This is a genomic window from Saccharomonospora glauca K62 (genome assembly GCF_000243395.2).
Lineage (GTDB): Bacteria > Actinomycetota > Actinomycetes > Mycobacteriales > Pseudonocardiaceae > Saccharomonospora > Saccharomonospora glauca.
This window is the reverse complement of the sequence record NZ_CM001484.1, coordinates 3,367,905-3,380,492: the sequence shown is the minus strand read 5'-3', so window position 1 is coordinate 3,380,492 and position 12,588 is coordinate 3,367,905. Positions and strand designations below refer to the sequence as shown.

Annotated in this window: 13 protein-coding genes; 7 read left to right on the top strand and 6 right to left on the bottom strand. The window is 70.0% G+C overall.

All coding sequences use genetic code 11. The features are described from left to right. Nucleotides 1-149: 149 nt before the first annotated feature. On the top strand, nucleotides 150-1,883 hold the full coding sequence (locus SACGLDRAFT_RS15730) for a DEAD/DEAH box helicase (RefSeq protein WP_005465832.1): 1,734 nt from the start codon (nucleotides 150-152) through the stop codon (nucleotides 1,881-1,883). 72 nt (nucleotides 1,884-1,955) lie between these two features. Here SACGLDRAFT_RS15730 and SACGLDRAFT_RS15725 read toward each other — a convergent pair whose 3' ends face one another. From SACGLDRAFT_RS15725 to mce, 3 genes are all read right to left on the bottom strand, one after another. Continuing rightward, on the bottom strand, nucleotides 1,956-2,405 hold the full coding sequence (locus tag SACGLDRAFT_RS15725) for a universal stress protein (RefSeq protein ID WP_005465831.1): 450 nt from the start codon (nucleotides 2,403-2,405) through the stop codon (nucleotides 1,956-1,958). Between the two features lie 75 nt (nucleotides 2,406-2,480). Then, complete coding sequence (locus tag SACGLDRAFT_RS15720) at nucleotides 2,481-3,617, bottom strand: coiled-coil domain-containing protein (RefSeq protein WP_040920057.1); 1,137 nt, start codon at nucleotides 3,615-3,617, stop codon at nucleotides 2,481-2,483. Nucleotides 3,618-3,786: 169 nt separating this feature from the next. Then, complete coding sequence (gene mce, locus SACGLDRAFT_RS15715; RefSeq protein WP_005465828.1) at nucleotides 3,787-4,251, bottom strand: methylmalonyl-CoA epimerase; 465 nt, start codon at nucleotides 4,249-4,251, stop codon at nucleotides 3,787-3,789. Between the two features lie 149 nt (nucleotides 4,252-4,400). Here mce and SACGLDRAFT_RS15710 point away from each other — a divergent pair, with 149 nt between their 5' ends. Further along, the gene (locus tag SACGLDRAFT_RS15710; RefSeq protein WP_005465827.1) at nucleotides 4,401-5,579 is read left to right on the top strand and encodes an acetyl-CoA C-acetyltransferase; all 1,179 of its coding nucleotides are present in this window, start codon (nucleotides 4,401-4,403) and stop codon (nucleotides 5,577-5,579) included. Here the strand turns inward: SACGLDRAFT_RS15710 and pdxR are convergent. Then, on the bottom strand, nucleotides 5,569-6,984 hold the full coding sequence (gene pdxR, locus SACGLDRAFT_RS15705) for a MocR-like pyridoxine biosynthesis transcription factor PdxR (RefSeq protein WP_005465826.1): 1,416 nt from the start codon (nucleotides 6,982-6,984) through the stop codon (nucleotides 5,569-5,571). The genes SACGLDRAFT_RS15710 and pdxR overlap by 11 nt on opposite strands. A 17-nt stretch (nucleotides 6,985-7,001) precedes the next feature. Between pdxR and SACGLDRAFT_RS15700 the strand changes: the two genes are divergently transcribed. Beyond that, nucleotides 7,002-7,490, top strand: a complete 489-nt coding sequence (locus SACGLDRAFT_RS15700) for a carboxymuconolactone decarboxylase family protein (RefSeq protein WP_005465825.1) — start codon at nucleotides 7,002-7,004, stop codon at nucleotides 7,488-7,490. A 444-nt stretch (nucleotides 7,491-7,934) separates the two neighbouring features. On the opposite strand, the gene SACGLDRAFT_RS15695 is transcribed toward SACGLDRAFT_RS15700, so the two are convergent. Further along, nucleotides 7,935-8,981 carry a class I mannose-6-phosphate isomerase gene (locus SACGLDRAFT_RS15695; protein WP_005465823.1) on the bottom strand — a complete coding sequence of 349 codons (1,047 nt, stop codon included), beginning with the start codon at nucleotides 8,979-8,981 and terminating at the stop codon, nucleotides 7,935-7,937. Between the two features lie 96 nt (nucleotides 8,982-9,077). Between SACGLDRAFT_RS15695 and SACGLDRAFT_RS15690 the strand changes: the two genes are divergently transcribed. The 3 genes from SACGLDRAFT_RS15690 (at nucleotide 9,078) to SACGLDRAFT_RS15680 (ending at nucleotide 11,620) form a co-directional block, all read left to right on the top strand. After that, nucleotides 9,078-10,007: an ABC transporter ATP-binding protein gene (locus SACGLDRAFT_RS15690; protein WP_005465822.1), complete on the top strand. Its 930-nt coding sequence runs from the start codon at nucleotides 9,078-9,080 to the stop codon at nucleotides 10,005-10,007. Beyond that, nucleotides 10,004-11,095, top strand: coding sequence for an ABC transporter permease (locus SACGLDRAFT_RS15685; RefSeq protein WP_005465821.1), 1,092 nt, complete (start codon nucleotides 10,004-10,006; stop codon nucleotides 11,093-11,095). Before SACGLDRAFT_RS15690 ends, SACGLDRAFT_RS15685 begins: the two co-directional genes overlap by 4 nt. 153 nt (nucleotides 11,096-11,248) lie before the next feature. Then, on the top strand, nucleotides 11,249-11,620 hold the full coding sequence (locus SACGLDRAFT_RS15680; RefSeq protein ID WP_005465820.1) for a DUF3817 domain-containing protein: 372 nt from the start codon (nucleotides 11,249-11,251) through the stop codon (nucleotides 11,618-11,620). A 46-nt stretch (nucleotides 11,621-11,666) separates the two neighbouring features. On the opposite strand, the gene SACGLDRAFT_RS15675 is transcribed toward SACGLDRAFT_RS15680, so the two are convergent. Continuing rightward, nucleotides 11,667-12,167, bottom strand: coding sequence for a MarR family winged helix-turn-helix transcriptional regulator (locus tag SACGLDRAFT_RS15675; RefSeq protein WP_005465819.1), 501 nt, complete (start codon nucleotides 12,165-12,167; stop codon nucleotides 11,667-11,669). A 99-nt stretch (nucleotides 12,168-12,266) separates the two neighbouring features. On the opposite strand from SACGLDRAFT_RS15675, the gene SACGLDRAFT_RS15670 reads away from it, so the two are divergent. After that, a complete protein-coding gene (locus SACGLDRAFT_RS15670) occupies nucleotides 12,267-12,569 on the top strand; it encodes an MTH1187 family thiamine-binding protein (protein WP_005465818.1) in 303 nt (100 codons plus the stop codon). Nucleotides 12,570-12,588: the final 19 nt, after the last annotated feature.

Genomic DNA, 12,588 nt, shown 5'->3' with positions numbered 1-12,588 from the left:
TCGTCCCCGTGTGGTGATGGCGCGAAGCGAGCATCGCCGAGGTGATCGATCACCTGTTCGAAGAGTACCGTGGGTCGCCGCCCCTGCCTGGGTGGTGCCACGGCTGTGGCGTCACCGAGAAGACCAACCCCCAGAAGCAGGAGCTTTCCATGGTCGCCATCACGGCGGAATCACACGACGCCCCCGAGGGCGCCATTGACACGGCCGATCTCGGCACGGCGGTCGCCTTCGGCGACCTGGGGCTACGGCCGGAGTTGCTGAAAGCCCTGTCGGACCTCGGTTACGAGGAACCGACCCCCATCCAGCGGGCCGCGATCCCGCCGTTGCTGGAGGGGGCCGACGTCGTCGGGCAGGCCGCCACCGGCACCGGCAAGACGGCGGCGTTCTCGCTGCCGGTCCTGCACCGGATCGCCGATCTCGACCGGGGTACCGAGCCGAGTGCCCTGGTGCTGGTCCCCACGCGGGAACTCGCCGCGCAGGTGTGCGAGGCGATGTACCGCTACGGCCATCACCTCGGTGTCCGGGTGGTGCCCGTGTACGGCGGGCAGCCGATGGGCAGGCAGCTCCGCAGTCTGGAGTCCGGTGTCGACGTGGTCGTGGCCACGCCCGGCCGGGCGCTCGACCACCTATCGCGTGGCTCGCTGGATTTGTCGAAACTGCGCATGGTGGTCCTGGACGAGGCCGACGAGATGCTCGACATGGGGTTCGCCGAGGACATCGACGCGATCCTGGACCGAACCCCCGACGACCGGCAGACGATGCTGTTCTCGGCCACCATGCCGCCGCGCATCGCGGGCATGGTGCGGCGATACCTGCGCGAACCGCGTCGCATCGAACTGTCGCGAGCCGAGTCGACGAACGGCCACTCCGCCTCGATCACGCAGACGGCCTACCTCGTGCCCCGTGGCCACAAGCCGGCGGCGCTCGGCCGGATTCTCGACATCGAGGCTCCCGAGGCCACGGTCGTGTTCTGCCGGACCCGCGAGGAGGTCGACCGCCTCACCGAGACCATGAACGGTCGCGGGTATCGCGCGGAGGCCCTGCACGGTGGCATGGATCAGAACCAGCGCAACCGCGTGGTCGGGCGGCTGCGCGCCGGGACCGCCGATCTCGTGGTCGCCACCGACGTCGCCGCGCGTGGACTCGACATCGACCAGCTCACCCACGTCGTGAACTACGACGTGCCGAGCGCGCCCGAGGTCTACGTGCATCGCATTGGGCGGGTCGGACGCGCCGGACGGGAAGGCAGCGCGATCACGCTCGTGGAGCCGCGCGAACATCGCATGATCAAGACGATCGAGCGGGTCACGGGCCACACCATTCCGGTGCGCAAGCTGCCCACCGTGGCCGACCTGCGAGCCAGGCGGCTGGAACTCACCCGTACCGCGCTGCGCGAGGCGCTGGTGAAGGCCGAGGACCTCGACGGTTACCGCGCGGTGGTGGAACCGCTGACCGAGGAGTTCGACGTCGTGGAGATCGCACTCGCGGCCGTCAAACTCGCCCACGAGGCCGCGGGCGGCACCGACGAGAACGAGATCCCGGACGTGGAACTACGTCCGAGGGGCGAGGGCCGGGCGCGGCGCGGCCCCAAGGACCGCGGCCCCAGGGACACCCGGCGCGGGAAACGCCCCGACGGTGGGATGACGCGACTGTTCGTGAGCCTCGGCCGGAGGGCCGGAGTGCGACCGCAGGATCTCGTCGGTGCCATTGCGGGCGAGTCGCGGTTGCGGGGCAAGGACGTCGGTGCCATCGAGATTGCCGATAAGTTCTCGCTCGTGGACGTGCCCGACGCCGCCGCGGACGACGTGATCACGGCGCTGCGGGACAGCAGCATCAAGGGCCGCAAGGTCATCGTGCGACGCGAACGGCGAGCCGCCCGATAGTCCTCGCGGCAGGTGCCGTCGTGGGTGGCTCGCCGGTGGCCACGGTGAAGGTCGTCGCGTCCGCCCGGTCGCTCAGGTGGTGTGGACGATGAGCACGTCCACCCCCGACTTGCGGGCCACCTCGGAGGGCACCGAACCGAGGATGCGGCCCGCGAGGGTGTTGAGTCCCCGATTGCCGACCACGAGCAGGTCCGCGTCGTGGTCCTTCACGACCTTGCGCAGGGAACTCACCGGGTCGCCGACCACGGCCGTGGTCTTCACGGACGTGGCTCCGGCTCCTATCGCCCGCTCCCGCGCGGTGCGAAGTGTCTCCTCGGCGGGAGCGGAGCCGACCACTTGGTACGCCTCGTCACCGAGTACGTCCTGGGCCTTGTCAATCCGTTCCTTGCCCGCCGGGTAGTACGCGCACGCTATGACGAGGGTGGCAGCGGAGTCGGCTGCGACCTTCGCCGCGCGCTCGACGGCGGCCAGGGACGAGTCCGAGCCATCGGTACCGACGACGACGGTGGTGTAAGCGGCCATCCGGTCCTCCAGTGGGGTCGTACCGGGTCTGGAGGGTGAACAGTAGCGGGTTGATGACCGCCACGCAGCTATTACCTACTCGCGAGTCGGTTTTGGTGCCGTGACCGCCTTGACCCGGACGGTCGGGGCCGACGCGTCGTCGTTGTGGACGGCATTGGTCCGCTTGTCGCCGTTCCCGGTCTGCTTGCCGTTGCCCGACTGGCCGTTGGAGCCCTGGCTCTCCGCGGCGCCGAGGGCCGACTCCGCCTCGGCGAGCATCGCCCTGGCGGCCTTGACCTGCTCGGCGATCCGGGCGCGCAGGGTACGCAGTTCCTCGACCCTGGCCGTGGCCTCCGCGATGCGACGGTTGGCTTCCTCGGTGGCCTCGCGGACCCGACGCTTGGCCTCGTCGGTGGCTTCGGCCACCCGCGCGTTGGCTTCGCTGATCGAGTCCTGCTTGCGGCGGTTGGCGTCCTCGATGGACTCGCGGCGCCTGCGTTCGATCTCCGCCTCGGCCTTCGCGCGCTCGTCGGCGACCTGCGCCCGGATGGCCGCGGCTTCCTCGGTGGCCTCCCGCACGCGACGTTCGGCCTCGGCCTTACTGGCGGCCTCCTGCTCGGCCAGCACGCGCATCGCCTCGGTGCGCCGCTGGGACATCGCGATCTCGAAGTCCTCCTCGATCTGCGCGCGACGCTGCTGCGCCTCACGGTCGAGTCGGTCGCGTTCCTGCTCGGCCTCGGAGGTGATGCGGGCGGCCTCGGCGCGGGCGTCTTCGAGCACCTTGGCGTGCTCGGCCTCCATCTGCTTGCGTCGCTCGGCCAGTTCGGTGAGCAACTGCTCGTAGCGAGCCCGCATGGCGCTCGCGTCGGACTCGGCCTTGGCCCTGATGTGGCTCGCCTCGGCCTCGGCGCGGGCCTTGGTGTCGCTCGCCTCCTCCTGGGCGAGGCGCAACATCCGTTGGAGTCGTTCGGACAACCCCTCGATGGTCGTGGGAGGTTGGGCGAGTCGCTCGACCTGTCCGCGTAGGTCGTCGATCTCGATGCGAGCGGACTCCAGCTGCCTCGCCAGGTCGTCCGCCTGAGAGATGGCCGCGTCGCGGTCGGACATGAGCATCTTGATGTCGGCGTCGAGCCGTTCCAAGTGCTCGTCGACCTGCGCGCGGTTGTAACCGCGCTTCTCGAAGTCGAAACCGGCTCCCAGTGGCACGAGCTCCCGTTCCTCGCCAAGGCTCATGGTCTCCACCCTAGCGGGCGTGCTCGGCGAGCACGCTTCGGAGAGTCCGATGGAGCGAGAGGACGGAGTGGTTCGGGAAAGCGGACCGCCCAAACGGTTCGTTCCGGAGCGAAAACGCACCGGTCGTCCTCCGCGCCGTCGGCACGAACGGGGCGCGCAAGCTCGTTCGTCAGTGCGTGTCGGTGTTCGTCGCGGCGGGCTCGACGAGCTCCACCAGAACGCCGCCCGCGTCCTTCGGGTGCACGAAGTTGACCTTGCTTCCGGCGGTGCCGCGACGGGCCCGCGGGTACAGCACGCGAAGGCCCGCCGATCGCAGTGCCTCGGCGGCGGCCTCCACGTCGGTGACGCGGTAGGCGAGCTGTTGCAGACCTGGGCCGTTGCGGTCGAGGAACTTGGCGATGGTGGAGTCGTTGTCGGCCGGAGCCAGCAGTTGCACGGCCGCGCCCGTGGTGTCACCGGGGGCGCGCAGCATTGCCTCGCGGACGCCTTGGTCCTCGTTCACCTCAACGTGGGTGACCTCGAGCCCGAAGTGCTCCGTGTGGAACGCGATGGCGGCGTCGAGCTCGCGCACGGCGATGCCGACGTGGTCGACAGCGGTGACGAAGGACGACAGCGGCTGCAGGGCCTTGCTCATGGTCCGGAGGATAAACCGCGCGAGCCGGTGTGGCCGTACGGCAGTGATGTCGATCGCGATCGACCGTGGGCGGTGCCGGAGGCGGTATCGTCGATTCAACGCTGATGCGCTGTGCAGCGTCGACGTCGATGACTCGCAGGAGGCATGTTGTGTCCGGTTCCGTGATCCTGGGTGCCGCCCGTACCCCCATCGGCCGGCTTCTCGGCTCGTTGAAGGACTTCTCCGGTGCGCAGTTGGGTGGTATCGCCATCAAGGCGGCCCTGGAGCGGGCCGGTGTTCCCGCCGACGCCGTGCAGTACACGATCATGGGTCAGGTGCTCACCGCCGGTGCCGGTCAGATTCCGGCGCGTCAGGCCGCCGTGGCCGCGGGGATTCCCATGGAGGTTCCCGCGCTGACCATCAACAAGGTGTGTCTGTCGGGCCTCGACGCCATCGCGCTGGCCGACCAGCTGATCCGCGCGGGCGAGTTCGACCTCGTGGTCGCGGGTGGTCAGGAGTCCATGTCGCAGGCGCCGCACCTGCTGCCGAAGTCCCGCACCGGGGTCAAGTACGGCAACACCACGCTGGTGGACCACATGGCCCACGACGGCCTGTTCTGCGCGTTCGACCAGGTGGCGATGGGTGAGTCCACCGAGCGGTACAACGCCCGCTACGGCCTGACCCGCGAGGAGCAGGACGCCTTCTCCGCGCGCTCGCACCAGCGGGCCGCCAAGGCCGCCGCCAACGGGGTGTTCGACGACGAGATCGTTCCCGTCGAGATCCCTCAGCGCAAGGGCGACCCGGTGGTGTTCTCCGCGGACGAGGGTGTGCGTGCCGACACGACCGTCGAGGGGCTGGCGCGGCTGCGGCCCGCCTTCGCCGCCGACGGCACCATCACGGCGGGGTCGTCGTCGCAGATCTCCGACGGTGCCGCCGCGGTCGTCGTGGCGAGCCGGGCCAAGGCGGAGGAACTCGGTATCACGCCGCTGGCCGAGATCGGCGCGCACGGTGTCGTGGCGGGTCCCGACGCCAGCCTCCACGAGCAGCCCTCCAACGCCATCAAGGCGGCGCTCGCCAAGGCGAAGCTGGACGTCGACGCGCTCGACCTGGTGGAGATCAACGAGGCGTTCGCGGCGGTGAGCCTGGTCTCGGCCCGCAAGCTGGGCCTCGACGAGGAGAAGGTCAACGTCAACGGCGGCGCCATCGCGCTCGGCCACCCCATCGGGGCTTCCGGGGCCCGGTTGGTCGTGCACCTGGTCCACGAGCTGCGGCGTCGGGGCGGCGGGCTCGGCGCGGCCGCGCTGTGCGGTGGCGGCGGCCAGGGCGACGCGCTGCTGCTCAAGGTCTGATCGGACGGCCGGAGCGCTCACTCGCGTCCGCGAAGGTGCGAGTGAGCGCTCGCACGGTGGGTTCGAAGGCGTGGTCGGACGGGGCGGCGTATCCCACGACCACGCCCCGGAGCGGGGTTTGCCCGGCCCGTGTGATCCAGTGCGGTCCCAGCGGGAGCAGTTCGAGGGAGTTGCGGCGGGCCGCACGCAGCACGTCGGCCTCGCCGGGGCCGTCCTCGGGGAGCGGCACGAGAACGTGCGGGCCGGCCGAGATGCCACGGGGCGTGAGGCCCTCGGGCAGGGCCGCCACGATCCGGTCCCGCCGGTGCCGGTACTTCGTCCGGGACCGGCGGAGGTGCCTGCCGTAGGCACCCGAGTTCAGCAGTTCGGCGAACACGAGTTGCTCCAGCACGCCGACCACTCCCCTGGTTCCGGTCTCCAGCACCGACCGCACCTGGTGGACGAGGAAGCGGGGCAGTACGAGCCACCCCAGCCGCAGTCCGGGGGCGAGGGTCTTGCTGGTCGTGCCCGCGTACACGATGCGTTCGGGAGCGAGAGCCTGCACCGCGCCGACGGGTGCGCGGTCGAAACGGAACTCCCCGTCGTAGTCGTCCTCGATCACGAGGAGCCCCTGCTGGGCCGCTCGCGCGAGTTCGGTGCGGCGGTGCGGTGCCAGTGTCACTCCCGTCGGGTACTGGTGGGCGGGGGTGACGACCACGGCCGGGTCGGTGAGGTCCGACACTCGAAGGCCGTCGTCGTCGACGTTCACCCCGGTGACGGCGAGGCCCGCCGCGGTGGCGATGTCGCGATGCACCCACAACGACGGGTTCTCGAACGCTAGCCGAGGCAGCCCCTGCGCGCGCAGTGCGGTGGTGAGCAGCGACAGGCCGTGCGAGTACCCGGCGCAGACGACGATCCGGTCGGGGTCGGCCACCACGCCGCGGGTGCGGCTCAGGTGGTGGGCCAACGCCTCCCGCAGCTCGGGGACGCCGAGGGGATCGGGCAGGTCGAACGCCGAGACGGGGGAGCGGGCCGGGACCTTGCGGGTCGCGGACGCCCACGCGTTCCGGGGAAACGCCGAGAGGTCGGGGCGTCCGGGGAACAGGCTCCACCGTGGTCGCTCGACCGGCGGTGGGGCCACCGGGGGAGTGCTGTCGGCTCCTTCCCCCGCCGTGACCACCGTGGGGGCTCCTTGCCGGGTGCGGACGTAGCCCTCGTCGGCGAGATCGGTGTAGACCCTGGTGACCGTGCCTCTGGCGATCCCGAGGTCGGCCGCGAGTGCCCTCGTGGAAGGCAACGCCGTGCCGCGAGGGAGTCTGCCGGACCGGATCGCACGTCGGAGGGCGTCGGCGAGCCCCGCCCGGCCGCTGGTCGGGTCCCAGTCGAGATGAAGGTCGTCAACTGAAGTGGACCACGATTTCGCCACGAAACTGGACCATACCTGTGGTCCGCTTGCTCGCTAGGTTCGTTGGTGTGAGTCAACGCATTCAGCTCGCCAACGCACTGCCCCAGGCATATCGGGACATCCTCGCCCTGCACACCACGGTCGAGAAGGCGGCCGCCGACGCGGGTCTGGACCCACGGCTGATCGAACTGGTCAAGATCCGGGCTTCCCAGCTCAACGGCTGCGCGTTCTGCCTGGACATGCACGCTCGCGAGGCTCGCAAGCTGGGGGAGGACGAGCGGCGGATCTATCTGCTCGACGCCTGGCGGGAGACCGACCTCTACACCGACGCCGAACGTGCCGCGCTGGCACTCACCGAGGCGATGACGACTCTGCCCTCCACACGGGACGTCCCGGACGACGTGTACCGGCAGGCGCTGGAGGTGTTCACCGAGGAGCAGTACACGGCGGTGGCGTGGGCCGCCGCGGTGATCAACGCCTTCAACCGCCTCGGGGTGACCAGCCGTAAGCCCCTGCCCCGGACCTGACCGCCACCCGTCCCGGCGGGCCTCCGGTGTTGCCCGCGGGGGATGCCGACCACCGCGCGGGTGCCCGCCACGAGGTGGAGTTGCCGGCGTCGCTCGGGCAGACCGGCTGGTGATCGACGCGCGGATCGGCTCCTTCCCCGGAAGCGGTGAGGGCGCCGTGGACGAACGCGCGCTGGTGCCGAGGTGCTCGCCGCGCACGGCGTCACCTCGCGGCGGGCGCCGACATGGCCTGTCCCAGCCACGTGCGGAATGCGGGAGGATCCGCACGATCACCACAGAACTCGCCCCGGCGCTTGGGGAACGTGACCCTGTTGCCGGACGGGCCGGACCTCACCGCACTGGCCGCACTGGGGGTGGCCGGGGTTCGCCGGGCGGTGGTCCCCGCGGTGGCGCGGGAGGCCGTCACACGGTTCCCTGATGACCCGGCCGGGCGTGAGGCCGGGGTCAGCCCCGCACGGCGGGCGGACGGCAGCGGATGACGGTCACGTCGCCGTCGAGTTCGAGTTCGCCCGCCGCGTGGGGCACCACCCAGGTGTCGCCCGTGGACACGTCGTAGCTGTCCCCGCGTGCGGTCTTCAACCGGCCGTGACCTCCGCTCACGACGAGGACGGTGAACGACGGGTCGAGGGCGAGCGGGGTCGTCGGCCGTAGCCGGTCGGCCCGGAAGAACGGGCGCGAACCGGGGACGAGCAGGTCGACCACGGCGGTGTCCACGGTCGCGGTGCGGCGGATGAGGCCCGCCAGGCGCTGCTCGTCCCACGCGGAGGTGTCGAGCGCCTTCAGGGCCGTGTCGAAGCCGAGTCCGAGATGGCCCTTCGCCTCGTCACCGAGGAAGTCGCGCCACTCCAGCGTCAGCGAGAAGTCGGTGGGCTGCTGGAGTTCGACGACGAACACCCCCTCGCCGATCGCGTGCGGCAGCCCCGCCGGGACGTGGACGGTGTCGCCGGGTTCGACCGGGACCGCGTTCAACGCGTTCAGCATGGACGGCGCGTCCTGGTCGGCCACCCAGTCTGCGACGGTGCGTGGGTCGAGTGCTTCGCGGAAGCCCGCGTACACGGTGGGGGAGGGACCTTGCGTTCCCACGACGATCCACGCCTCCGTCTTGCCGAAGTGCGAGTCGAAGTGTCGACGGGCGAACTCGTCGTCGGGGTGGAAGTGGACGGGCAGCCGTTGACCGGCGTCGAGCAGCTTCACCAACAGGGCGGTGGAGGAGCCGAACGCCTCGACGTGGTCGCGGCCCAGCCAGCCGACCGGGTCGGCCTCCACCGCGTCGCGCAGCCACCGCCCGTCGGGCAGCCGGGTGAGGCCCTCGGTGTCGCGGCCGAACAACGTGGTCGTGGACGCCACCCAGTCCTCCGGGCCGAACTCGCGGGCGAGGTCCGTGGTGTCGCCCGACGACGCCGAGCGGAGCGCGGCGATGGCCGCGCCTCCCCGGTAGAACTGGGTGGGTTGGTTCGCGGGAAGCCGGATCGGCGCGAGCGGTGCACTCATGGCCGGAGAACATACCGGGTACGGGTCGGCAACGATTGGGATCGAAATCACCGTGGTGGTGATCTCGGTAGCAGTCTTGATCAATAGGGTTGCGCCATGTCTGCTTCCTCCACGACTCCCGCGAGACCCGTCGCCCTGGCGGTGTCCGACATCCGCAAGCACTACGGTGACGTGCGCGCGGTCGACGGGGTGACTTTCGAGGTCGTCGAAGGTGAGTTCTTCGGCATCCTCGGGCCCAACGGGGCGGGGAAGACCACGACGCTGGAGATCGCGGAGGGACTGGTCGCTCCCGACTCCGGTACGGTCCGTCTGCTCGGACGGTCGCCGTGGCCCCGCGACGAGACGTTGTTGCCCCGAATCGGTGTCCAGCTCCAGGCGTCGTCGTTCTTCGAGCGGCTGACGGCGCGGGAGCAACTGACGACTTTCGCCGCGCTCTACGGGGTCGGACCCGCCAGGGCGGACGAGATGCTCGAACTCGTCGGTCTCGCCGACAAGGCCGACACCCCGGAGAAGAAGCTCTCGGGTGGGCAGCGGCAGCGGCTGTCCATCGCCTGCGCCCTCGTGCACGACCCCGAGCTCGTGTTCCTCGACGAGCCCACGGCCGCGTTGGACCCCCAGGCCCGCCGCAACCTGTGGGACGTGCTCCGGGAGATCAAGGCTCGGGGGAGCACCATCGTGTACACCACGCACTACCTCGACGAGGCCGAGGTGCTGTGCGACCGGGTGGCGATCATGGACCGCGGAAAGATCCTCGCGATGGACGCGCCCGCCCGGCTCGTGCGTGATCTCGACGCACCCACTCACGTCACCCTCGACACCACGGTTCTCTCCCCGGACGCCGCACGGGAGCTGCCCGGTGTCGGCAGCGTCAGCACCGACGACGTCACGGTGACGATCACGACGCGCACCCCCGCTCCACTGCTCGCCGCCCTGGCCGAGCGCGGCACCGTGGACGGGCTGACCGTGCGTACGGCGACGCTGGAGGACGTCTTCCTCCACCTGACCGGCAGGGAGTACCGAGCGTGAGAACCACCGGAGGGGAAAACACGACCCCGCGACGCGACACGACGGCACCCACGCCGTTCCGCGCGCTGTCGGTCGCGATGTTCAAGGGCATCACGCGGGAGAAGACGACCCTGTTCTTCACCTTCCTGTTCCCGCTGATGTTCTTGGTGATCTTCGGGTTGCTGTACAAGGGAGGGGACGACCGGGTGACGGTCGCGGTGGTGGGCGAGGGGCCCGTCATCACCGCGCTGGAACAAACGGAGGCCCTCGACCTCCAACGCGTCGACACCACCGAGGAAGCGGAACAGCAGGTCCGGGACGGGGACCTGCCCGCCTACGTGACGCAGGACGGCGACGCCGTGCGCGTGCGGTTCGCGGCCAGCGCCCAGACCACGGCGAACGTGGTGCTCGGCATCGTCGACGGCGTGGTGAACCGCGCCAACGTGGCCGCGACGGGACAGCCCCCGACGTACTCCCTCGACGTCGAACAGGTGGAGGATTCCTCCCTCGAAGCCATCCAGTACATGACGCCCGGCATCCTCGGGTGGGCCGTGGCGATGGGCGCGGTGTTCGGGGCGGCCATCACGCTCGTGAACTGGCGTCGTAACCAGGTGCTGCGCAGGTTGCGGCTCGCGCCCGTGCGGCCGAGCACCGTGCTCACGTCGCGGTTGCTCGTGACCCTCGGCATCTCGGCCGCCCAGTTCGTGCTCTTCGTGTCCGTGGCGATGCTGCCCGTGTTCGGGCTGAAACTGACCGGGCAGTGGTGGCTGGCGTTGCCCCTGCTACTGCTCGGGACGCTGGCGTTCTTCGCCGTCGGCATGCTCGTCGGGGCCTGGTGCCGCACCGAGGAGTCGGCGAGCACGGTGGCCAACCTGATCACCTTGCCCATGGCCTTCCTGTCCGGTGCGTTCTTCCCCGTCGAGAGTGCTCCCGCCTGGCTGCAGCAGGTCTCGTGGGTACTGCCGATGCGGCATCTGAACCAGGGGATGCTCGACGTCATGGTGCGCGGACACGGTGTGGAGGCGCTGCTGGTGCCCGCGCTGGTGCTGATCGGCTTCACCGTCGTGATCGGTGCGCTCGCCGCGAAGGTGTTCCGCTGGGAGCCGTGACGTGGCCGTCGGCGACGGGTGAGGCCCCGGTAGGCCGGTGACGGACGTCACGGCTCACACTGGAAGTCACGACGTTCGACAATGTGGTTGGCGGGCGTGGAGAGTGCTGTGCGACCGCCCGGTGCGTGGTGGTCCGCTATCCGAGGAGGAACCTTGTCGAACAAGGCTGCCGTCTTGTTCCGTGTCGTCGCGATCGCCGAAGCCTTTTCGTGGACGGGATTGCTGATCGGCATGTTCCTGAAGTACGTCGTGGAACTCGGCGAGGGCGGCGTCCCGGTGCTGGGCATGGTGCACGGTGTGCTGTTCGTTCTCTACGTCGTCACGACGCTGGGCGTGGCTCGCCCGCTCGGATGGAAGTTCGGCACCGTGGTGACGGCGTTGCTGGCCGCGATCCCGCCCCTGTTCACCTGGTTGTTCGAGAAGTGGGCGCTGCGGCGGGGCAAGCTCGACAGCCCCGAGCAGCTGCGCTACGGCGGCACCGGTCTCTACGTGCGCCGCGGTGGTGACGCGGTGGCCGGTGCCTGAAGCGCTTCGGCGTTCTTCCTCAGGAGGCCGTGGGCGACGAAGGACGTCAGTCCGTGAAGTCGCCCGCGGCCTTACGCACTTTCGTCAGCAGTTCGGTGAGTTGTTCGGTCTGCCGTTGAGTGAGTCCGGTGAGGCCGAAATCGATGTCGGTCACCGCCTTGGTGGCCCTTTCCCGCCGCGCCGTGCCCTCCTTGGTGATCTCGACGAGCGTGGTCCGGCGGTCGGTCGGGTGCGGTAGGCGCTTGACCAGGCCGTCCTTCTCCAGACGATCCACGATGTTCGTCACGCTCGTCGGGTGCAGTTGCAGCCGTTCTCCCATGACCCGCATCGGCAGCCGCGAGTGCCGGGAGAAACTCAGCAGCGTCAACGCCTCGAAACGCGCGAACGTCAGGCCGTGCGGCTTGAGCGCCGTGTCGACGGCCGACTGGATGATCTGCTGGACACGCATCAGGCCGGTGACGGCGGCCATCGTCGTGGAGGGCCCGATGCGCTCCTCCCACAGCTGCGCCGCGCGGGCGATCGGGTCGAACGGCAACGGACCTTTCATGGGGGTCGAAGTTAGCAGCGATCCCGGCCAGGCTGGGGGCGGGTACGACAAGGTGTGGAACCCGTCGGTGCCGACGGGAGCGACGGTGAGGAGGCGACGATGATCGTGGCGTTCAGTGTCAGTCCGGCGGGTGGGGACGACGACGGCGGCGTGAGTGAGGCGGTGGCCCGCGCGGTCCGGGTGGTGCGCGAGTCCGGTCTGCCCAACGAGACCAACGCGATGTTCACCAACATCGAGGGCGAGTGGGACGAGGTCATGGACGTGGTCAAGCGGGCCGTGGAGGCCGCCGGTGAAGGGGCGCCGAGGGTGAGCCTCGTGCTCAAGGCCGACATCCGTCCCGGACACACGGGCCAGTTGGCGGCGAAGGTGAAGCGGGTGGAGGAGCGTCTCGCGGATTCCTGAATCACTCGATCGAGGGCGT

Excerpts from the sequence above, each read along its gene's own strand:
- SACGLDRAFT_RS15730 (WP_005465832.1), top strand. The coding sequence starts at position 150 with ATGGTCGCCATCACGGCGGAATCACACGACGCCCCCGAGGGCGCCATT.
- SACGLDRAFT_RS15725 (WP_005465831.1), bottom strand. The coding sequence starts at position 2,405 with ATGGCCGCTTACACCACCGTCGTCGTCGGTACCGATGGCTCGGACTCG.
- SACGLDRAFT_RS15720 (WP_040920057.1), bottom strand. The coding sequence starts at position 3,617 with ATGAGCCTTGGCGAGGAACGGGAGCTCGTGCCACTGGGAGCCGGTTTC.
- mce (WP_005465828.1), bottom strand. The coding sequence starts at position 4,251 with ATGAGCAAGGCCCTGCAGCCGCTGTCGTCCTTCGTCACCGCTGTCGAC.
- SACGLDRAFT_RS15695 (WP_005465823.1), bottom strand. The coding sequence starts at position 8,981 with ATGAGTGCACCGCTCGCGCCGATCCGGCTTCCCGCGAACCAACCCACC.
- SACGLDRAFT_RS15690 (WP_005465822.1), top strand. The coding sequence starts at position 9,078 with ATGTCTGCTTCCTCCACGACTCCCGCGAGACCCGTCGCCCTGGCGGTG.
- SACGLDRAFT_RS15675 (WP_005465819.1), bottom strand. The coding sequence starts at position 12,167 with ATGAAAGGTCCGTTGCCGTTCGACCCGATCGCCCGCGCGGCGCAGCTG.
- SACGLDRAFT_RS15670 (WP_005465818.1), top strand. The coding sequence starts at position 12,267 with ATGATCGTGGCGTTCAGTGTCAGTCCGGCGGGTGGGGACGACGACGGC.